This is a genomic window from Teichococcus aerophilus, from assembly GCF_014490485.1.
Lineage (GTDB): Bacteria > Pseudomonadota > Alphaproteobacteria > Acetobacterales > Acetobacteraceae > Pseudoroseomonas > Pseudoroseomonas aerophila.
On the sequence record NZ_JACTVA010000013.1, the window covers coordinates 28,840 to 49,943 of the forward strand.

Genomic DNA, 21,104 nt, shown 5'->3' on the forward strand with positions numbered 1-21,104 from the left:
TGCGCGAATCTCTGTCAACTTTGGCCGCTCCACGCCAGTGGTGCCGCAACGAGTGAACCAGTCGCCTCGGCAGAAAATCGAATCCTCTTTTGTTCTCGACCTGCATATAATTTCCAGGTGACGCCCGGCTGCCGGGTTCAACCCGTGGATGCCGGTCGATGCCCTGGTTCCGTAAGCATACAGAAGAAGCCCCGACGGGCTCTCGCACGCTGACCTTGACCGGCGTGACGCTTGTCGCCGCCGGGCTTGCGCTGATGAGCCCGGGCTTCAAGGATGCCCTGCTGTCGGCCGTGAACAAGGCGTTCGACCTCGGCCTATCCTTGGACGCGCCGTGGTGGACTGGGGTGCCGCTCGTCGCAGCTGGCGTCTGGTTGCTGGTGCCCCTTTTCGTGCGCCAGCTTCGGGACGCCCGGCGTCCAGACGAGCCCGCACGCGCCTTTCTCGCACTGCGCCATGTATCCCTGGACCTGTCGCTGCCGCCGAAGCTGGAGGAAGTGTCGATCCCAGGATGGCTTGGCCGCCGCTATCTGCGGCACGCCGACTGCGACCAGACTAGGTGCCTGTCGCTCGGCGCCACCAAGCTGACTAGGGCGCTCAGTATCCAGGAAGATGCCTTTAACGAGATCACGGTTCAGCGCCGGAATGATGACCGGCTGGCCGTCGGCTACTACGGCGTCGCTCACGTGCCGCTGCAGATCCTGGCCGGGCACACTGCCACGACGGCCGTCCGCGCCGCGCTCTTCGAACTCGACCGGCCGAACAGCACCTGGCGCGAGCTGGCACAGGGGAAAGGCTCCAACCTCGGCGTCCGGATGCAGCCCAGCCCCTCTGCCGAACCACCGGTCTCGGCCGTCATCCGCGTGGCGGTGAGCTATGGCATCCCGCTGGCTGACGTCAGCGAGGTCGTGTCCGGGCCGTTCGACGAGTTCCTGATCACCGTTGCCGAGCCGAAGCGGGACATCATCACGCACTACGGGCAGGTCGAGGCCATCGCAGACGCCTTCCGCGACGCGCTCGACAGCGCGCTGGGCAGGGTGCCCAAGGGCGGTATCATCCACGTTTTCGCCGCCGTGCCGATGTGCGTCGGCTTCTCACTCGGTAGGATGATCACCAAGACCCTTCACCCGGAAGTGGTCGCCTACAACTATTCGGCGCAGAGCACACCCCGCTATGCGTGGGGCATCCGCATCAACGTCAACGACCTGGGGCGGCGTCAGGTCGTCAGACCCCAGCAGGCCGGTATCCCCGAACTCGACGACGAGGCAGCAGAATGACCTCCTGGATGTTCATGTTCGACATGTCCGCGGACCTGTCGAGCTTCTACCACGGCCACATCAGGCTCGGAGGCGACCTCCGCACGAATCTGGCTGCCAAGCGGGACCTCAACCTCGACCGGCTCAACGCGGGCTTGGACGCGCTGGCCACCGAGACAGGGAAGCCGCACCCGCACTGGTGCGACTGGCGGAACCAGGGCGGCTACGCGATGCACACCCTGAACAAGGACCCGTCGGACGAGAGCGACTACGACATCGACGTCGCCGTAATCTTCAAGAAGTCCGAAATCTGCGTGGATCCACTGCAGGCGCGGAAGCGCGTGCGGGACGCCCTGGCGAAGAAGTGCGTCAACTTCACCACGGAGCCGGAAGCCCGCACCAATGTCGTGACCATCTACTATGCGGACGGCTACCACATCGACTTCGCCGTCTACCGGACCTACGTGGACGACGCGGGCGTGACGCATACCGAGCACGCCAGCCGGGAGTGGACAGAACGGGACCCCGCCAAGGTCACCAACTGGTTCCAGAGCGCGGCCGACCGGCTGAGCCCAAAGGAGAACTCGTGGCTCGGCTACAAGCCCGCAGTGGCGCCCGGGCAGTTCCGGCGCATTGTGCGCTTCACCAAATGGTTCTGCCGCTCGCGCTCCGGTTGGACGCTGCCTGGCGGCATGGTGGTCTCGGCCCTCCTGGAGGAGGCGGGCGTCTATAAGGCCAACGACAACCGGGACGACCGAGCCCTCTATGACACGCTCGTCGCACTGCGGGACCGCCTCAAGGTCAATTGCCAGGTGTTCAGCCCCGTGGACGGCTCCGAGCTGACCGGCCGTACTGAGGTGCTGAACCAAGTGAAGCGCCTGCGCGATCGGCTCGACGAGAACCTGCCCAAGCTCGACATCCTATTCGACCAAGGCGCCTGCACCCGCGAGAAGGCACGCTCCGCCTGGGACTGGATCTTCAACCACGACTTCTGGGCTAAGAAGGAGACCGCCCAGAAGAGCCTCGTCGAGGCCCGGGCCATCGCCTTGCCATACTTCGTAGAGGTCACCTGCGGGCTGGCGAAAACCCATGGTGGCCTTGTCTACCGCTACTACACGAGCGGCAAAGGCTTCCTGCCGAAGGACCTGCATCTCAGGTTCGACATGGTCAGGACCAACGTGCCCCCGCCGTACGACATCACCTGGCACTGCACGAACGAGGGCGACGAGGCTGCCGAAGCCGAGCAGATTGGCTGGCAGCAAAGTGGGCCGGAGATCTGGACCAGCACGGCCTTCTCGGGTGTCCATCGGCTCACCTGCCGGATCTCGGCCAACCAACGAGTGCTGGCCGAGACCTCCCACGTGGTGCGCATCGCTCGCGGTTTGCGTGGCATACGCGGCCTGCTCAGGTAGCCGGGGCGGCTCCTAAGCAGCCGCAGGAGCTCAGTGAGCGTGACAGGGTCTTGTCAACTATGCGGAGCCGCAGTCGAGCCGCCGCCATTAGCAGCCGATTTCCACTTGGCCGAATGCCGCTGACGGTTACCCTTTCCACAGTCGTGGCAGCGAGATGAGGGCTAGGGTGACCAAGGATTTCGGTTGGAAGATGCGCGCTGACATCCTGCGGCGCGATGCCGAGCAGAAGCTGCTCGTTCCGCTGCGGGAACACCGCTGGACGGCCGAGATCGAGCGGGTGGTGGAGGAAGGCGAGTACGTCGTCATCACGGCAGAAAGGAACGGCTTCAAGCGGCGTTTGGCGCTTGTCTACAGCAGTGGCACCGACAACCGTGTGTTCCGCCGCCTTGATGAGGAAGTCGACCTGACCCTCTTCAACGGTCAGCCGTACAAGCTTGATGAGTTCACCCGTGGCGTTTCGAGACCAGTGCGGTCGGCGGACGACTTCCACCACCATCTTGTCGAATGGAACCAGCTCAGCATTCCCGACAAGATAGCACCGGCTGCGATTCATCCGGAGGTGGCGGAGGAGGCGCCTGCTGGGCCACGGGAGAGGCGGCTCCTGTCCGAGGTGCCTATCGACGCGATCTGGTCACGTCTCTCGCGCCTGAAGAGCGCCACGCTGGCGAGGAAAGCCGTAGATGCCCGGGCCGCCGCGAGCGGCTTCCAGCTTGCCGCTGCCTCCCTGCAAACGAAGGGCGACGGGCTGGCCTACGCGGTCAGGAACGCGGCCGACTACTTCGCGCTGAAGGACGTCGGGAACCTGAGCCAGCGGATCCTGAACCTCTACTACGGCTGCTTGGCGTTTGCCTTCGCTGAGATGCTTGCCGCGTCCGACGGCCCAGCCGAGCTGTCTAGCATCGAGGATATGACGAAGCAGGGGCATGGGCTGTGGACGCACGACGGCCAGGATGAGGGCTTCGGCGGCCTGGCCGTCGGGCCAACTGGGTCCGGCTTCTTCCTTAACTGGACGCAGTCCATGGGTGTCAGCCCCGTGGCCACCATGAAGAAGAAGCCGAGGCAGGCGTCTGACCTCTTAGCGGCACCGGAAGGCAGCTGGGCCACGATGGAGCAGCTGTTCGCCCGCATCCCAGAGGTTGGCGACCTCTTCGAGGACGTCTTCTCTGGTTCTCCTGCTTGGGTGTCGCCCAGTATAGAACATCGCGCCAATCAGCGGACGGGGTTGTTCGGCGGCAATGACCGCGCGGAAACGAGCTACATACTGCTCGCCGATGATTCCGGGCGGATGACCGCTGAAACCTTGGTCGGCCTCCGGGGCCCCATTCGAGAAATCACCCCACTTCCGTCCGGTAGCCGGGCCCGCCACTTCCGCGCGGCCGTCGATCATCCGGATGCAGAATACTGGTTTAGCACCCTCGACGTGCACCGTAGCCCGTTCGGTATGGGCGGACTCATCCTGCCCCTGTTCGGGTCCGTGACCCAGTATCGGGCAATCTGCTTCGTCATCCTGTACGGGTTGTCGATCGTCGTCCGCTACCGTCCGAGCCTGTGGCGCCGCATCCAGGAAGGGGATCTAGACCACATGCGTGCTCTGGTGGAGGCGTTCCTCACGACAGTGGAGCGCGTCCTTCCGGAGCAGTTCCTGGAGAGCATCACCGGCGAGAAGATGTCGGTGGGCCATCCCGCTTCCTTGCTCGGCTGACCTGACCTAAGCCGCCCCGTTGTCTCGATGGCGGCTCGGCAACAGGCTCAGGTGCCGCTTCCCAGCGGCCGCAGGAACTCAGCGAAGACACCGCCTACCCGGCCCTGGCCATCCACCGGCACGTAGATGTGGTGCCGGTCTCCCTCGTCGCGGCCGATCATCGGCTCGGCCACGCCCCAGGGCACGAGCAGGAAGAACGCCTGATCGCAGAACGCAAGCACCAGCCAGCCCCGCCGGGCGGCTTCCAGGCGCTTGCGCATGGGTGCGTTGAACCGGAAGACGTAGTTGGCTTTGAAGCGGGGCCTGCGCCCGGTGATCGCCTGCACGTAGATGCCGCCATGCTGGTCGGCGAAGCCGTTCCACGCCCGCCGCAGCGTCACGCCGAGCACGCGCGCTGCAGCCTTGCCAGCGCGGTCGGCCGCGTCGAACGCCTGCTGCGTCGAGGGCTTGGGTGTCCCTTCGACCACGTCCCGGCGCAGGCGGGCGAGGATGTTCGGCGTGAGGTCGGCACGCCGGAACAGGTGCGCCTCGCCCTCGTCCACGGCCGGGCCTGACGCCGCCCGCACCCCCAGGAAGGCGAGGCGTTCGGCCGCCCACCGACCCGTGCCGACGCCGGTCATGGCCGCTACCTCACCCGCCTGGACGAAATCTCGCCTGAAGGCGTCCAGCGCCTCCTGGGTCACCCGCAGCCCGCGCTCCTCCCGCGTCCCGAGGACCACCGTCGCCAGCAGGCCGCGCTTGACCCAGAGGCGGGCGGTTTCCGCCGCGACACCGAGGGCATGCGCCGCCTCGACAACTGACAAGGTCGTACGCGGCACCCGGATGGACGTCAAAATGTCGCGGCGGTCGAGCATTATTCGGCCGAGACCTTTCGCCCTGGCCTGCAGGGCCACCGGAACCAGGCTGCCGTCGAGTACGGCCTGGCAGACCTGCACCAGGGAGCGGTGGGGCTGGGGCGCGTCCGCCAGGGACACAAAGGCCATGCCCTTGCGGCGCACCCTGCCGCTGGGGATCTTGGCCTCCAGGGACGCCACAAGGGCCTCAACGTCGGCCACGCGGTAGATGCGCTGGTGAATGACCCGTTCCCCGGGAGGGACGACCGGCAGCAGGCCTGCGGCCGTGAGTTCCCGCAACGCCGGGCGTCCGACGCCAAGGGTCTGCTCCGCCTCCTGCTTGAAGAGCGTCGCTGCCTTGGTCGCGTGCAGCTGCTTCACCAAGTCCGCCCTCAACAGGGACGGGGCGCCCTGTCCTGTGGAGCGCACCAGGTACAGGCCCTCGCGGTCGGCGAGCTCAATCATGGTCTCAGGGGCGACCTCAAGGAAGCGGGCGGCCTCGGACATGGTCATGTGCCGGTGGCGCAGCGCCTCGAGCGAGCCGTAGCGCCGCAGCCCGGCCGCCGTGGTGGCGAAGTCGAGCTGGGTCGCGGCGAAGACCGCGAACGCCTCCGCCACCGGCCTGACCCAGGGCTCCCCGCCGAAGCGGAACAGCCAGTGCGTCAGGTAGCCGAACTCCTTCCTGAGGCCGTACCGCCCCCGCCGCCCGCCAGCCCGGGCCCTCAGCCGTTCCAGCAGGACATGGAAGCCCCTCGGCCAATCGGCCAGCGCCGCCCAGCCCTCGTCGAGGACTAGGTGCATCGTCTCGGGGTGGCGTTCGAGAACGTCGATGGGGCGGCCCACCCGCTCGAACCCGCAGGCGAAGGCGCCGAGCTGAAAGGCGAGCCGGACCAACTCGCCGCCGGAGAGGCCGGGCGGACCGGCACCGACGGGGATGGCGTCGCCAAGGGCATCGATCGTCATCGCGGTGCCAGCCACCTCGGCGGCGGGGACCGGCTGCGCCAGCACCTCCAGCAGGTCCGCCCCGCACCCTCGCCGGGGGCAACAGGTCAGAGTTCCTGCCTGCCAACTCAGGGGCTTGTTGCATGCCGGGCACCCGTCGACGAGGCGCAGGGCGTGCCAGGGGCATATTGCGACGACTGCCAGGTCCCATGCCATCCAGTGGAAGCCGTGCTCGCGCAGGCACTCTGGGCAGTAGCGGCGGTAGGTCAGTCGGAAAAATTCACGGGGCAGCAGGTGCCCCGTGAACTGGAGGCGCGTCGGATCCGAGGTGGGGTAGGAGATGCGGTCGAGTGTCGCCTGGTCCAAGCCGAGCAGGGTGGCGAGGGCGCCTCGGAACCCTGGCTCCGGTGGTTCGGACAGGATGGTCTGCAGCGACTGGCCAGGCAGGCGGATCCGGCCGAGCACGCGCGCCGGATCCCGGAAGCCATAGACTTTGGCGTTCCTGACAACCAGCGAGGCTAGGTTCTCCCCGGGGTTCAGATGCTCCGGGTGCGGTAAGGAGTAGCCGGTGCCATGGTTGGCGAAGAACCCCGCGGGGCGCCTGCGCCCGGCCATCCTGCTGCGACGGCGGGCGCGGGCGGATGCGTTGCGCGCGTCGCCGCGAACGCCGTCTGAGGACATCTCAGTCGTTCCCGGCCGGGCGGACGGAGCGGGGCGCCGGGCCCCGGAAGGGGTTGGCCCGGCGACGCTCACCGAGCAGCTGGCCATCGGCGGCCTCGGCCATCAGCTCCATGGTGATCCTCGGGAGCTTGCGGATGCGGGCGAAGGCGAGGGCCGCCGCGATGAGGTTGGCCGCAAGTCCAATGAGGCCCTCGCAGAAGGCGTAGATGCGGAGCGCCATGTTGGCATCGCTGAATTGCGCGCGCTCCGGTAAACCAAGGCCCTCATCGATGGCATACAGCAGCGCCCGGAACTCGTGCCGATCCGCCTTGTCCGCCCAGTCGTACGGCTTGACCTCGTACGCCCCGATAATTCTACCCGCGAGCTGGCGGTTGTTCTGGCCGATCAACCGCATGGTCTTAGGCTCTCCGATGAGGAGGAGGGGCGACACCTTGCCGTTCAGGACCCGCGTCAGCCACTTTCCCCCGCTTTCGACCACGGTGTCGGTATCCGAGTTAATGAGGTTGTGGATCTCGTCGAAGATCGTGAAGATCGGCTCCCGGCGCTTCAGCTCGTCGATAACGCGCTGTGTCTTCTGCGCTTCGTTCCCGTAACTGGGATCCGGGTCGCCCATGGCTTCGAGCGACGTGCCCGCGAGCTTGTTCAGGGTGCTGTTCGGCACCGCCTCCACGTATGGCAGACGCGCCATGAGGTTGTGGGTTCCGTTGACCCCATAGCGCAGTTTGGCCCAGTTCTCTGGCAGGAAGGTTTTTCCGGAACGAGGGAAGCCAAGAATGATGACCGCCTTGTGGTAGTTTCGCTCCCGTCCGTACTGCGCCAGCATGTCGAGATACTCGAACGCCTTTTCCGCCCGCTTGGTCTTGTAGAAGACCGAACTGACGATAGCCTTCGCGTCGAAGTCAGCGCTGTCATCCTGATCACTCATCTTGCCCATCCCTGTGAACCTTGCCGCGAACCGCCGCGGCAAAATCGATGTCGTCGTCCGCGTCCCAGTCGAGGTCGCGACCCTCGGCAGCGGAAGCAGGTGATGCCTCGGCCGTTGACTTCGATGCTGGTTTTGGTCGGATGCCGGGAGAGCGTTTGCGCTTCGGCGCGGGCGGCGCCTCCGGGTCCGCGGACGGCGCCGTGCTGGCGCCATCCCCCTCCGGCAACGTCTCATCCCCAGCGTTCCCAAAGATGTCCTCGGCGATGTCCAGTCCGCTGGCCGCCTCGTCGAAGCTCGGCTCCTCGGCCTGCATGCGCATCCGCGCCTTCTCCCAGGCGGCCTGCGCTCGCTCGCGGTTCTTCAAGCCCTTCTGCGTCAAACGCTTCTTGAACAGGCCATCCAACTCGGCCGCCGCTGCATCGTGCCCGTCCTCGTCGTCCGGAAACGCCTCCGGGTTCTCGCGCTGAAGCGCCCGCACACGAAGGTGCCACTCGAGTGACCGGCCCCGCAGGCGCTCGCGCCAGCGTCCCCGCGCCCGAGCCTCCTTCCATTGCCCGTCGCGCGGGTCGCGGAAGTGGCCGACGCTAACGTCCAGCCGGTTCGGTTTGAACTGCACGTAGCGGTGCAGCGGGTGGATCGACAGGTCGGCCAGGATGCCGTCCTTGTCGGCGTAGTCGACCAGTTCGAAGCGGATGCCGGACCGCTGAACCTTGCGCCAGGAGGGGGGCGATGTGAGCACGGCGACCTGTTCGGGGCCGAGCGGCGGGCGCATGCCATGGCGGGTCACGCTCTCCTCGTAGGCGCGGAGCGGCGAGCTCCCCAGGCTGCGGTGCGTGCGCTGGTGGTAGACGCTGACGATGTAGCGGGTGACGAGCTCATTCAGCTGGGTGAGGGTCGTGCGCGCCACCTTCTCCGGGATGGCCTCCTTGTTCCGGAGGAACCAGTTGGAGAAGGTCGTGCCCTCGATCCGTTCGAAGGTGTTCCTAGACAGCGTCTGGATGAACCGCTCGATGGTGCCCTTGTACCAAGCCTTGAGGACGGGGGCGTACTCGACGCGGGCACCCAGGCCGCTCATGGCCTCCACGAATGTGAAGGAGCGGAACTCCTTGGCGCGGTCGGGCACGATGATCTTGGGGCCGCTGAAGCAGGGCCAGGGGACATTCAGACCCTTGACCCGCCTGAGTGCCTCGTCCTTCGGCAGGAGCGCCATGGCCATGCACTCCATGACGCTCCATGTGCCGGGCGGCGCGAAGGTGATGAAGAAGCCGACGCACATGCGGGTCGCGCGGTCGAGGATGACCGTCACCCATGGCCTGCCAATCGGCTTTCCGGTCGTCTCGTCGACCGCAATGGCGTTGACCCTGGTGTGGTCGATCTCCCAAACGTCGTTGTGCCGATCGGCGACCGGGCCTGGGCCAATCGGACGATGCTTGCGGTTCGCCTCCCGCGCCCCCTCGCGGCAGTGGGCCAGCGTATAAAGGTCAATCTTCTTGATTTCGGCGTAGACGGCGGTGGGGCTGGGGCATCTCAGCTTCTGCCCCTCGGGCAGCGGGGCGTTGTGATCGTCGAACGCTGTCTTCACCGCCCGGTAGACGGCCGCGCCGGACGGCCGCGTGTCCACCAGGTACTCACTCTCGACTGTCGCGGTCAGCAGCTCGCGCTGCAGCGCCAGCCTGTCGGTGCGATTGCCGCGGTTCAGGATTTGCGGAACCACGGCGTCGGGCACGCAGCCGCCGTTCAACCACTCGCCAACCCAGCGCACCGCGTGGCGCGCGGATGGCGGCCTTCTATCTCCGGTCGCCTCTGCAACCCGCCTGACCACCGGCGCCATCATCAGGGCCGTGCGCGACGGCCTTCCCGCGTCTTCCCACCCCTGGCAGTAGGCCGCCTTGCGCATGGTCTCGGCGCCGTACGCCTCCCAGCGCGCCCGGTCGATCTCGTCCTGCTGGTTGAACACGTCCAGCGTGACGCGGATGCGCTTGCCCTCGGCGGTGTAGGCCAAAGCCTCGATGGCCGTCAGTAGCCGGAGCTCGCCCCGCTGCTGCATCTCCAACAGCTGGATGTCGGTGAGATCGAGGCGGGTCCCACCATCGCACTCGAAGAGCAGCCGCCGGTGCTTGTCCTTGCTCCGGCCCAGGTAACGCCTGGGCGTGTCGTTGATGACGGCGATGCATCCGTGCTCAAGCTGGAACTGGAGGTTCAGCTTGCCGAGGGACTTCACCCGCGCGGCCTCCAGGACTCGAGCCGTACCCGCATGGCCGCGAGACTGGCGGCTGCCAGATCCGCCCGCAGATCGCCGCGCAGCGCCAGTGCCAGCACCGTCGCCCGCACGAAGGTCTCTGCCGGGAGAGTGGCCTCGAGGTCGCCGATGGCCTGCCAGCCGCGGCCGGTGAGTGCCCCGACGACCGCCCGCTCCGTCGCGGGCGGCGGTGTGTAGTAGGCGTGCGCCAGGATCTCGGCCGCGTTGCCGAGCCGCGGCTCCACGGACACCTGCGCCCGCGACAGCCTCTGGTAACGCCAGCCACGCTCGGCGTAGATGGCGGTTAGGGCGCGGCTTCCCGGGGTGCCCTCGGGTGGCACCTCGCCGTCGACGACGTCGATCACCGCGGTGCCGCCGCCGCGGCGCCGCGCCCTGATGGCAGGCGCGTATGAGCGCGGCTCGCCGTTCAGGGCGAGGAATACGCGCTCGGGGAAGGTCTCGTAGGCGGCGACCTCCCGGTTGATCTCCAGGAGCACCATCAGCCTGCCGATCCAGCGGTTGGGATAGGCCATCGGCCGCCCGTTCTTCGGGCTGCTGCAGATGCCGTTGACGATGCCCGGCGAGCCTGCCGCGAGGCGGGCGCGTTCCGGGGCCGGGATCGGCTCGACCCGGTAGGTGATCTTGCCGTCCGGCGTGTCGAGGGTCGTGACGGGCGCCGCCGGGGGTGCCGCCTGAACGCGCTTCCGTCTTGGCTGGCCTGCGGGCGCGGCGGTGCCGCTCGGCAAGTCCTTGCGAGAAGATGTGTGAGCGGTGCCCATGCTTGACCCCTGGCTGTGACCGACAAGGCCGCCTCACGGTGGATGCGATTCAGATCAGACGAATCGGTTACTTGTCAATCTACAATCGGCATGCGACGTTTTGCTCCAGAGGCGGGTGCCTCTAGCGGCGATTCTGGAAAATTCACTCCAGAAGGATTAATGGTCTATCCTCTGAATACTTCGAGTGTTGACATAGATTATTTGGGAAATGTTGACATAGATACGCGCCTTGATGCGGCGCGACGCAGGGGTGCGCCTGTCAGGGCTTGCGGGGCGGGCGGGGAGGGGTGCCTGCGGTGAGCAGGCGCTCGACATCGGCGCCCGAGACGGTCTCCTGGGTGGCGAGCAGGTCCGCTAGGCGGCAGATGGCAAATCCATGTTTGCGCACCACCGACCGCGCCTCCGCGTAGGCGGCGTCCAACATCTCGCCGACCCGGGCCGCGACCTCTGGCCGCATCGCCAACAGGGCGGGAACACCGGCAGCGTCGGGCAGGCCGCGCCAGACTAAGGCGCCGTCACCCTCGTCGAGGCCGAGCGCGGTCACAGCCGCCGTCGCGAGGCGCGTTGCCGTGGCGAGGTCGCTCTCGGCTCCGCCACCGCTCCCGGCCGATGCCTCGCCGAGCAGTTCCTCCTCGGCCGCCCGGCCCGCCAGCGCCTCGCGCAGCAGAGTTGACAGGGCGGCGCGGGTGAACGCGGGCTGGCCACCGGCCGGATCCGCCAGCAGCACCCGGCCAGCGTGTTCGCCGACCGCCAGGACGGTCACGGAAACCACGGCACCCGGCCGCTCCAGTGCCGTCACCACCGCGTGCCCGGCCTCGTGGATGGCCACGCGGCGCAGCACCTCCGGGGCCGGGCGGGGCCCGCCGCCGCGCAGCTCCGCCTCCAGGTCCGCCAGGGTCGCCTCCCGCCGGTCGTGCCGCGCCCGCCGCCGCATGCCGCGGACCCAGCGCTCGGCCTCGGCGCCGGTGGCCCCGAGACCCAGCAGCGCCAGGCGCGACAGGTCGGCGCCGGGCAGGTCGCCGCCAAGGTGGTGGCGCAGGATGGCGGCCAGCGCCGCCTGGTCCGGCAGCGGCACCCGGATCAGGCGCTCCAGGCGCCCCGGACGCAGGATGGCCGGGTCGATGCGGCTGGCGTCGTTGCAGCAGCCCAGGACGACGACACCCTCGCGCCCGGCGGCGCCGTCCAGCTCCTCGAGGAAGGCGTTGACCACCTGGACCGAGTAGTCGCGGTCGTGGTGGCGGAAGGTGGTGCGGTTGCCGAAGCTGTCGATCTCGTCCACGAGAAGGATGCAGGGCGCCGCCTTGCGCGCGGCCTCGAAGGTCCCGCGCATGGCGCCCAGGGTCGTGCCGAGGTGGCCGTCCTTGGCACCCTGCCACTGCCCCAGGGAGCCGGTCACCAGCGGCACTCCGCACTGCGCGGCCAGCGCCCTGGCGAAGGTCGTCTTGCCTGTGCCGGTGGGACCGACTAGCACGGCGCCGCGGTCCACGTCGCGCCACGGCAACGCGCCGCGGGCGTAGTCGGCGAGGTCGCGGGCGACGTCCTTGCCCCAGCGCGCGGCTTCCTCCATCCCGTGCAGGCCGTCGAGCGTCAGCGGCCGGGCGCCGATCCGCGACGACGCCAGCTCCGCCAGCCGCCGGAGGTAGTCGTCGGCGTCCTGGTGCGGCAGCCGGGCCAGCCACAGGTCGCCGACGGTGACCAGCCGCGCCACCTCCGGCGGGACGGACGCGCTGACCGGCGCGGCACCCGTCAACATGGTCGCTGCTTCGGCCAACGCGGCCGGATCGAGCGGGCCGACTGTCACCGTCGCCGTGGCGGCCCGCAGCAGGTCTGATGGCAGGCAGCGGGCGGGCGCCGGGCTGAAGCCGTAGACCGGGCGCCCGCTGGCGACCATGGTGCGAACGGCGCCGTTGCCGTCCTCGGGGCGGTGCCAACGGTCGGAGCCGTCGCGGCGGAACTCAGCCCAGCTCGGTTCAATCTTGCTGATCCGACGGTATGGCCGATCCTGGGCGTCGTCGCCGTCGAAAGGTACCTCGTCCGTGCCGTGGATCAGCATGCGCCAGGTCTCGGCGACGGGGACGACCCACTCGGCGTCCGGCACCTCGATCACGAGGACCGCGCCCGGCTCCCGCGCCCTGCCGTGGAGGGTGGGGTCGGCCATCAGCAGTCGCCGCACCATGGCGTATGCGGCGGCCTCGGCAGGGTCTTCCAGGCGCACCCGCGAGGGCCGGTGCGCGGGCGGCGGCTGCGGCTCCCGCGCCTGCGGCGGGTTCGGACCGAGGTGGAACGGCTCGTCACCGATCTCCTCCTCGACGGCCTCGGCCAGCCCTTCGATGGCGAGGTCCAGCGCGTCGCCGGTCAGTGCGGCGGCGCCACCCATGCTGCCGGGCGGCAGGGCAGGTGAGGGGGCGGATGCGGAGGTGTTGGGGATGGGGTTCGGCATGGCGTCACCGCAGGCCCAGGGAGCAGGTCCGGTCGGCGGGCGGCGGCACGACCGGCATGGGCGCGCGCGGGGCGCCGAGCCGGTAGAGGCGGTTCAACGTACGCGCCCAGCCAACGGTCGGCGCGAAGGCCCACAGGTCGGAGGTGCGGCAGAAGGGGCCGTCCAGCAACGGATGGCCAGTGACGGCGCCGACGAGGCACAAGACCGGGCGCGAGGTCACGGCCCACCCCTCCAGCAGCGGCGCCTCGGACAGCTCCTCCGCAGACGGCATCCCGACAGCGGCCAGGCGCCGCAGGTCCGCGGCCAGCGTTTCCAACCTGCTGGCTTCCGCCTCGACGTCGCCGCGCACGGTTCCTCGTTCACCGATGATAAGCATGGTGCCTCCTGTCTCTGATGGGTGGTTGTCGGGGTGTTGGTGGCGGCCTGCGGGTGCGGCCGCCGGGCGCCCTACGCGGGCGCGGGGATGACGACCCAGTGCCCGTTTCCGCACCCGCCGACGTACCCCGCTGGGCCAGGGGGACCCGGTTCAGTCGCCTCGGGGAAAGAAAGGGCGGTCGTCATGCGCAGAACAGAAGCGGAACATCTGGCCCGGCGCAATAGGCATGCGCCGGTGTGATTTGCCAGCAAGGGAAGCACCCGAGGTTGCCTTTCGAAGGCCCGCCAGTCCCTCAGGTGGCTGGATCTACCGTGCTGAATCCTTTCGGATTTCCTTGCAACATTGGGTAGGTGCAGGATGGCCATGGTACGTTTGCCGTGGTTGGCTGCCAATGGTCACGCCTGAAATGTCGTAGGATCAGATACCTAACGCTGGGCGCCGAGCATGCCATTCCAGAGACCACGTACCGGAAGCCGATAAAACCACAGGGTTGAAAAAAGCACTGAATAAACCGTGCCGAGCTGCCCGCCGTCGTCTGGATGCGGCCTATAGCTCCGCAAATCGTGAACAGTTCGTCAGGGTGTTACAGCCATTGCCCGGCGGAGGTCTGGGTTTGGCGATACTCTGCCTTCGCGGGTAGCGGAGTCAGCATTGGGAGTTGGCACCTAACGCCGCCAGGATCCCTCTGAAGGCCGCTCCGGCATGGTGTTCGGGTGGTGCAGCCTCCCGCGTGTCCCGTCGGCGAACCAGCCGAGCCATCGGTCGATGAAGTCCTCGAGGCTTTCCGAGGAGAACGGGGTGAACGGCCAGGCCATCTGATACTCCGCCAGCCCGGTCCACAGCGCCTTCGCGGCTGCCTCGCCGGGCGGCAGGGAGAACGGCGCGAGCCGGGAACGCTGGCGTGAGAAAGGGCTCAGCATGAAGGCGGCCTCGTACCAGCCGTACCGGCCCGCCTCCTTGATGTCGCCGAACCAAAGGGCGTGCGAGCGGCCGTCGTAGTCGTAGCGGTTCGAGGGCACCCGCACCTCAATGGAGGCAGCGGCAGCCACGTTGAAGGCGGGCGCCTCCCAGCCTTCCCACGGCTTCTCGGCCACGGCGACAAGGCCGCTCAAGGACAGGGTCGCCCCGTTAAGCGACGCGGACCAACCGCCGTCCCGTGCAGGGCGGATGGTAGCTGTCGGAGCATCCGTCTTGATGGCGTCGCGCACCTGCTCGCTCAGCCGCCTGAAGGAAGCTTGCGCGTCGCGGACGAGCTCCCGGCGCCTGTCCGCATCTGAACGCGCGGATGACGCTTGGCGGGCTTCCTGGCCCATGCGCGCGACGTTCATCCCGTTTGCTTCACGCAGGCGGCTCCTGCCCTGGGAGGCCGGGACACGTTGGGCTGCCTCGAGGCGTGCGAGGAGGTTCGCGGGGCTGGGCCGGGTACCGGCCGACTTGTAGAGGCATTCTGCGATGACGGACGCCAGGGCAGTGGAGACTCCTGCCAGCGGCACCGGATCGGCGTGCAGGTGCTGCTCCCGGAAATCGTGCATGTCAGGCCCCGGGAACGGGCGGGAGCCGGACAGAAGTTCCTGGGCGATGACGCCCAGGGCATACACGTCGGCCGCTCCGGTGGCACGCTCTCCCCTCCACCGCTCCGGGGCGGCGTACGCGAAGCTCATCGCGTACTTTAGGGTGTCCGGCGCCGTGGTCGCTTCGGCGTACCGGGAGATGCCAAAATCTGCGAGGCACCACCTGCCTTCGAGAAGCAAGACGTTCTCTGGCTTCAGGTCACGATGCACGACCTTGCCGTTCATGTCGGATAGCGCCAGGGCGATGTCGGCCATCACGGCCAGCGCATCCTCAAGGGGCATCGTACCCCCGGCGTCCGTGATGTGCTGCCGCAATGACGCCTGCGCGCGCGGCATAATCAGAACCCAGTGGCCGTCGGTCTCACCGCTGTCGATGATGGGGACGACGTTCCGGATCCCGTCCAGGTCCGTGAACAGCATCTCGCGCTGGGCGCCCGACGCCTTTGAAACGAGCTTCGCCACGGCGGGGCCAACGTCCCCGGAGATGCACCGAGCCTCGAACACCTGCCCGAAGCCACCGGCCCCGATCCGATCTCCCAGCATCCACTCGTGATTCAGGCGCAGCCGCATCCTCGATCTCCAGCCGATGGCGGGGTGCATCATAGCGCGGCGCCTGCCGAAGGGGACCAGCCCGACCAAACCGGACCGGCTACGCCTCGCGGCACGTGTGGCGCGGCCCACCGGATCCAAGGATCCGGTGCCATGTTGGTGGTCGGAAGATCGCCAGCCGCTACGGCCTCCCGTCACCAGCCACGTTCGTAGCGCGGGCCATACCCCTGCTGATGCCGCCACGCCCGGCGTTGCTCGCGTTCCTGCTCGATGCGCCAGGCTTCGCGCCGCGCGGCCTCGGCGATGCGGGCCTCGTCCCGCTCCCGGCGCCACTCCCGCCACTGCTGGCGCCGCTCCCAGTTGCCATCGTACGGCCGCTGGTCCCAGTACTGCACAGTCTGCGCCACCGCTGGCGGCGCGGCGACGGAAGTGGCGGCTGGGGCAGCGGACGCGTTGTGCGCCGCCAGCGTGAGCAGGCTCCCTGTCATTGCGGCTGCTGCCGCCACTACGATCCGACGCATCTGAACCTCCGGGGTGGGAACCTCGAGGCTGGCAAAGTCGCAGGACAGCTTGTCGGCTGTTGGGCTGAACGATGGCCGCCGCGAGGCAACCAAAGCCATCGCGGGGGCCGACCTGCTCGTCCGGCGGGGCTCCAAGCCAGCAAGTTGATGCTAAGCTGCAGCCTTCCTGAACCTCACCGGCGCCATGGACGGACCAGCCAGCTGCCACCCTTCCACGCCGCCGCCCCCCGATGGGGACGGCACCAAGCTCCCCTACGGCCTCGCCGAGGACGGCCGCTTGGCGCATGTGTCGGAGGTGGCCTCGGGGTTGGGGTGCCGGTGCCGCTGCCCCGGCTGCGGCGAGCGGCTGGTGGCCCGCAAGGGTGCCATCAAGGTCCACCACTTCGCCCACCACGTGGACCGCGCCTGCGTCGGCGCCTGGGAGACCACCCTGCACCGGCTGGCCAAGGAGATCGTGCTGGAGGCCCGCGACATCCTTCTGCCGGACGCGGTGGCCGAGGTCGACGGCCTGCGCCACGACGTCGCCTTCGCCACCGTATTCCCCTACGAGGCGGCGGAGGCCGAGGTCAACATGGGTGGCCTGCGTCCCGATGCCATCATTCGCGGCCGGGGCAGGGAGCTGCTCCTCGAGTTCCACGTCCGCCATCCCTGCGGCCCCGAGAAGCTAGTCCTCCTGCGGGAGCGGAACCTGCCCTCGGTCGAGATCGACCTCTCGCGTGTTCCCCGGCACGCGTCCCGTGCCGAGCACACCGAGCTGGTCTTGCGCGGGGCGCCACGCCACTGGCTGCACAACGCCAAGGTTGTCGCTGAGGAGGCGCGCCTGCGGCGCATCGCGGCGGAGCGGGCGGCAGTCGAAAAGCGGCGCTTGCAGCGGCTCCATGGCCGGATCGCCGACGAGGTAGCGGGCGCCTGGATTGAGCCCGCGAGTCCCGGCCATTCCAGCTGGCGCATCAGGGCCATCGACGCCGGTTTCGGCGGGTTCGTCGGCCGCAGCGTTCCCGGGGCCGGGTGCTTCTCGGTGGCGGCCGAGACGTGGCAGGCGGCCTTCCTGGACCATGTCGCCATCAGCGCCGCGGGCCACCTGGTGACGGGTGACGCCGCGCTCCGGACGCTCCAGAAGCGCCAGATGCTCAAGGCGCCGTTCCAGATCCGGCGGAACTGGGAGCCGGAGTTGGTCACGCACATTCAGGAGCGCGTGCCGGGCTTCCGCCCGCCCCATGAGGTTATCACCGACTACGCCGACTGGCTGGCGGAGCGCGGCCTGCTGATGCGCGTCCGCCATGGCTGGGTGGCCGCCCAGACCGTTGGGTGGAAAGCCAGGCAACGGATGGAGGCGGCGAGTGAGGCGAGGCGCCGCCAAGGTGAACTCCAGGACAAGCTGGGCACCCTGCTGCGGGCGGCCGAGTTGCCCTGGACGGACACGGCAAGCTGGCTTGACAGGGCTGTCCCCGAGTTCGGTGTGGCGCCTCGTGTGCTGGCCGAGGAGGGCGGTGAGGGCTTCGAACGGCTCATGCGAAGGCTCGATGAGCTCGAGAGGATGGCCCAGCCGCACGCCAGCCCGTATGAGGGCGGCTTGCTGAGCCTGCCGCTGGATGCGGTGCGGCTGAGGCGCCGGGACGAGGCGCGTGCCCGGCAGGAGGCCGCACGCCTCGAGCGCGAGGAGTTCGCGCGGCAGGCTGCGGAACGCCGCCGCAAGGAGTCAGGGGACTTCGTTGCCACCCTGGTGCTGGACGCTGTTGCCCTGATGGGCGAGGACGCGGGCACGGCCTGGGTCAGGGAAGCGGTCGGCGCCGCAACCGGGCTGCCTTTCGACGAGGGCCGGTTCGCGCTGGACTGGCAGGCGAGGAACCGCATCAACGAGGCGATGGCGGGTGAGCGAGGCCGCATCATGGCGGCCCGGGAAGCCGAGCGGCGCTGCCTGGACCGGGAGGCGGAGGCCGCCGCCGTTGTGGCAGGCTGCCGGAGCAGGCTCGAGGCGGAGGTGATCGCGCGCTTCCCCGGCCAGCCGGACTGGGCGCAGATGTGGCTGCGCGGCAAGCACCCCGCACTGGGTCGGTCGCCTTGGGAACAGTGCGTCGACGAACGGTCGCTCGAACGCTGCAGGAGCCTGCTCGACGCGGCGCGGCCCAAGGGCAGGCGGCGCTAGGCGCGGTTGCCGTTGGCCTCCTGACGGGCTCCAATTCGCAGCATTGCGATCCAGCATGGACGAGGCCGCACCGTCGCGGTGTCACCCGGTCGGGAGCGCGCAATGACCAGAGTCATGAAGCCAGCACCAGCACCTACAGAAGAGGAGAAGCGGGAAGACCTTGAGTTCACCATGCAGCGGGGTGATCTGCTCGTCGTGCGTTACCTGGCCGACCGGCATGGGATGGCCGAATGCGAGCGGCTGTTCCCGGATGGGACCCTCTCTGCTTGGCTGGCAAGGGCCGAGGCTCATGAGGCCGAGCACGGGGAGGGGGCTTTCCTTGACCCAAGCCACCGCTTCAATCGCGAGCTCTTGCCTATCCTGGATCGGCAAGCGGCTGGTGAGCACATGACGCCGAAGGATTTGCCCGCCCCACGGTGGAACATGGATCGGGGCTGGCATCACGACTGAGGCGTGGTCAGCCGCGGCGTCCACCTGGTCCCGTCGGGCCTTCCGGCGTTTCATCCGGCTCCTGCGTTCCTCGCGCGAGCCTGCTTCTGGCGGCGGTGCGGGCCGACGCCCCCCGGGCGGAGCCCGGGTCCGAATGCGACGGGGGCTCCGCGCGGCCGTCGACCAAGACAATGTAGCGCGTCGGCCCACGACCGGCCGGTGGGGTGACGGCGACGACGACGACGCCTTCGCCTGCGTCGCAAAACTGCACGACGGAGGCTTCAGAGCCGACCTCCGCCTGGAGGAGGTAATCCTCTTCTAGGTAGCTGGGCTGGCCAGCATCGCTGAGTTCAGGCTGCATCAGTTCACCGCGAGTTGGAAATCCTCGACTACCGCAATGCCCCCGGCCTGGCGAGCCCAGACCAGCGAAGCGCCCCAACCGGCTGCCATGGCTGACTGCGGCCCTCATGAACCAATGATGCCAAGGATTCCGGCTCCCAGCTTCCCGGCGTCCTCCTCGCGCAGAACGACGGTGACCGGCTGGAGCACATGACCGGCTGGGTGACGCAGCACAGCCTGGCCGGTCACGCGGACGATGCCGCCGACCCGCTCGTAGGCGAAGGCGAACGTGCCATTGGCCCCACGCGCCAGCTCCAGCATCCAGGACGCGTCGGCGCCCTGCACCATCGGCGGCTGTCCCTCCGGGCGTGCCAGCGGGGCAGGGGTGTGGCCGATGAACGTCGTGTCCTTGCCGGGCATGCGCATTCCTTCTGCTTCCGCGCACGCCGTCCTTGGTGACCAACGACCAAGCCTTGCTGGCATGCGGCGGCGAAGGTGGCGCCGACGCGATCGCCGGTCCAATCACAGGAACGGCGCCGCGCAGGGCGACGGCAGCGACGGCCGCGCGTCAATCCTTCGCCGCCGCCTTGCCGCCGGACACCTCCATGACAACACGGACCATCATCTCGACGGCCTCCGACCGGCTGCCCAGCCCGTTGTGGCGAGCCAGCGCGTCCAGCCATCCGGCCGACTCGACGTCGATGCGGATCGTGCGGAAATCCTTTGCCCGCCGGACCTCGTCACGCAGTTTCGCCAGCATCCGTGCCCGCGTGGCCGCGGCGAACTTCTCGGTCACCAGCAAGTCGGGCGAGTATCGATCCAGCACGTGCCGGATCAACCACTCCGCCTGCGCAGCGCTCCGGCGGCCGCGCCACTCCGCGCGCCGAGCCGGGAATCCGGCCGCGAGCGCCTCGTGCTCCTCGTCGGACGCCTCGGGCGGGAAGGACAGCACGGGTTCCGGGCCGCCAGCTTCCTGGTACTGCCGGACGCGCCTTGCCAAGATCGGATGCCGGGCGGACACGCCAGCTCTTACCATCCACGCGAAGCATTCGTCACCGACCTCCCGCTGGAGCAGCATGGCGGCCATCCTCTCGCGCCTCGGCGTAGTGCGGCGACCCATGGTGGTTGTCCTTTCCCAGATGACGTGGCGGCGGGCAGCCCCGGCTACCCGGCGCCCCACCCATCCGGTTTTCCTTCCGTTGCCCGGAGGTGCGTGGTCGCGACCCGGGCCATCGCCTTCACCGTCTCGGAACGGCTCGTGCACCCGAACAGCCTGCGGCCGATCTCGTCCAGCCCGAGGGCCGTCTCCTCGGAAACGCGGACCGTCATCACAGGGCCACGGGCGTTCCGCGCCCGGTCGCGGAGCTTGGCAAGCAGCCGGGCGCGCAACACTTTTGCCCTAACCGGCGGGAGCAGGCAGTCAGGGGACGTCGGGTCCAGCACGTGGCGCAGCAGCCAGTCGTCCTCGTGGCGCTGGCGCGACCGGAGAAATCTTTGCTTGGTGGCTTCGCTTATCGGCTCCGACCCGCCGCCGCCAGCAGCCGGAAAGCGCGAGTACGCGTGCAGGACGCCTCTGAGAGCGTCCGAGTACAACATGGCGCCGTGCGCCCGCAGCCAGCCCTCGAGGTCGCGCCCGAACTCCGACCGAAGCAGCCGCAGCAGGTTCTTGTCTCGATCATCGGTCGGTCGCGTGGCCATGCGGCGTCCAATCCTTGTTCGTCCGCATCCAAGTGACAAAGGACTGACAAAAATACCGTGGAACTCCACGGCCAATCCAGGGTACGACCATTTGGCGTGGAGTTCCACGGTAAATGCTTGGCTTGAACTGGTTCCTGGAGCGATTGCATGTGCCGTCCCGCGCCAGCGTGGCAGGTCCGCCGTTCCGGGCGCGTTCCGTAGTGAAGTTCCGCGCGAATCGTAGGGGAAGAGCCTCGTAACCTGCTGATTTCAGGTGCTGATTTGGCTCC

General features: G+C 68.4%; 16 protein-coding genes. 5 read left to right on the plus strand and 11 right to left on the minus strand.

Features of this window, described 5'->3' with window-relative positions:
- Nucleotides 1–158: 158 nt before the first annotated feature.
- The 3 genes from IBL26_RS09595 (at nucleotide 159) to IBL26_RS09605 (ending at nucleotide 4,367) form a co-directional block, all read left to right on the plus strand.
- Nucleotides 159–1,274, plus strand: a complete 1,116-nt coding sequence (locus IBL26_RS09595; protein WP_187784254.1) for an SAVED domain-containing protein — start codon at nucleotides 159–161, stop codon at nucleotides 1,272–1,274.
- Between the two features lie 8 nt (nucleotides 1,275–1,282).
- Nucleotides 1,283–2,665 (plus strand): nucleotide-binding domain-containing protein, encoded by a 1,383-nt coding sequence (locus IBL26_RS09600; protein WP_187784255.1) that lies wholly within the window; start codon nucleotides 1,283–1,285, stop codon nucleotides 2,663–2,665.
- 166 nt (nucleotides 2,666–2,831) lie between these two features.
- Entirely contained in the window at nucleotides 2,832–4,367 is a 1,536-nt protein-coding gene (locus tag IBL26_RS09605) for a YaaC family protein (RefSeq protein ID WP_206684182.1), read from the plus strand.
- Nucleotides 4,368–4,414: 47 nt separating this feature from the next.
- On the opposite strand, the gene IBL26_RS09610 is transcribed toward IBL26_RS09605, so the two are convergent.
- From IBL26_RS09610 to IBL26_RS09645, 8 genes are all read right to left on the minus strand, one after another.
- Nucleotides 4,415–6,823 carry a TniQ family protein gene (locus tag IBL26_RS09610; RefSeq protein WP_187784257.1) on the minus strand — a complete coding sequence of 803 codons (2,409 nt, stop codon included), beginning with the start codon at nucleotides 6,821–6,823 and terminating at the stop codon, nucleotides 4,415–4,417.
- 1 nt (nucleotide 6,824) lies between these two features.
- Entirely contained in the window at nucleotides 6,825–7,748 is a 924-nt protein-coding gene (locus tag IBL26_RS09615) for a TniB family NTP-binding protein (RefSeq protein ID WP_187784258.1), read from the minus strand.
- Complete coding sequence (locus tag IBL26_RS09620) at nucleotides 7,741–9,969, minus strand: DDE-type integrase/transposase/recombinase (protein ID WP_187784259.1); 2,229 nt, start codon at nucleotides 9,967–9,969, stop codon at nucleotides 7,741–7,743. The genes IBL26_RS09615 and IBL26_RS09620 overlap by 8 nt, the downstream gene beginning before the upstream one ends.
- On the minus strand, nucleotides 9,966–10,766 hold the full coding sequence (locus IBL26_RS09625; protein ID WP_187784260.1) for a BAR domain-containing protein: 801 nt from the start codon (nucleotides 10,764–10,766) through the stop codon (nucleotides 9,966–9,968). Before IBL26_RS09625 ends, IBL26_RS09620 begins: the two co-directional genes overlap by 4 nt.
- Nucleotides 10,767–11,025: 259 nt before the next feature.
- Nucleotides 11,026–13,206 (minus strand): AAA family ATPase, encoded by a 2,181-nt coding sequence (locus IBL26_RS25900; RefSeq protein ID WP_187784261.1) that lies wholly within the window; start codon nucleotides 13,204–13,206, stop codon nucleotides 11,026–11,028.
- Nucleotides 13,207–13,210: 4 nt separating this feature from the next.
- Nucleotides 13,211–13,582, minus strand: coding sequence for a DUF6634 family protein (locus tag IBL26_RS09635; protein WP_187784262.1), 372 nt, complete (start codon nucleotides 13,580–13,582; stop codon nucleotides 13,211–13,213).
- 665 nt (nucleotides 13,583–14,247) lie between these two features.
- On the minus strand, nucleotides 14,248–15,723 hold the full coding sequence (locus tag IBL26_RS09640) for a serine/threonine-protein kinase (RefSeq protein WP_241749203.1): 1,476 nt from the start codon (nucleotides 15,721–15,723) through the stop codon (nucleotides 14,248–14,250).
- 173 nt (nucleotides 15,724–15,896) lie between these two features.
- Nucleotides 15,897–16,223, minus strand: coding sequence for a hypothetical protein (locus IBL26_RS09645; protein WP_187784264.1), 327 nt, complete (start codon nucleotides 16,221–16,223; stop codon nucleotides 15,897–15,899).
- A 286-nt stretch (nucleotides 16,224–16,509) separates the two neighbouring features.
- Between IBL26_RS09645 and IBL26_RS09650 the strand changes: the two genes are divergently transcribed.
- On the plus strand, nucleotides 16,510–18,369 hold the full coding sequence (locus IBL26_RS09650; RefSeq protein WP_456316406.1) for a competence protein CoiA family protein: 1,860 nt from the start codon (nucleotides 16,510–16,512) through the stop codon (nucleotides 18,367–18,369).
- A gap of 102 nt (nucleotides 18,370–18,471) precedes the next feature.
- A complete protein-coding gene (locus IBL26_RS09655) occupies nucleotides 18,472–18,819 on the plus strand; it encodes a hypothetical protein (RefSeq protein ID WP_187784266.1) in 348 nt (115 codons plus the stop codon).
- Nucleotides 18,820–19,263: 444 nt separating this feature from the next.
- Here IBL26_RS09655 and IBL26_RS09660 read toward each other — a convergent pair whose 3' ends face one another.
- From IBL26_RS09660 to IBL26_RS09670, 3 genes are all read right to left on the minus strand, one after another.
- On the minus strand, nucleotides 19,264–19,557 hold the full coding sequence (locus IBL26_RS09660; protein WP_187784267.1) for a hypothetical protein: 294 nt from the start codon (nucleotides 19,555–19,557) through the stop codon (nucleotides 19,264–19,266).
- A 148-nt stretch (nucleotides 19,558–19,705) separates the two neighbouring features.
- Nucleotides 19,706–20,224 carry a hypothetical protein gene (locus tag IBL26_RS09665; RefSeq protein WP_187784268.1) on the minus strand — a complete coding sequence of 173 codons (519 nt, stop codon included), beginning with the start codon at nucleotides 20,222–20,224 and terminating at the stop codon, nucleotides 19,706–19,708.
- A gap of 77 nt (nucleotides 20,225–20,301) precedes the next feature.
- Entirely contained in the window at nucleotides 20,302–20,835 is a 534-nt protein-coding gene (locus IBL26_RS09670) for a hypothetical protein (protein ID WP_187784269.1), read from the minus strand.
- Nucleotides 20,836–21,104: the final 269 nt, after the last annotated feature.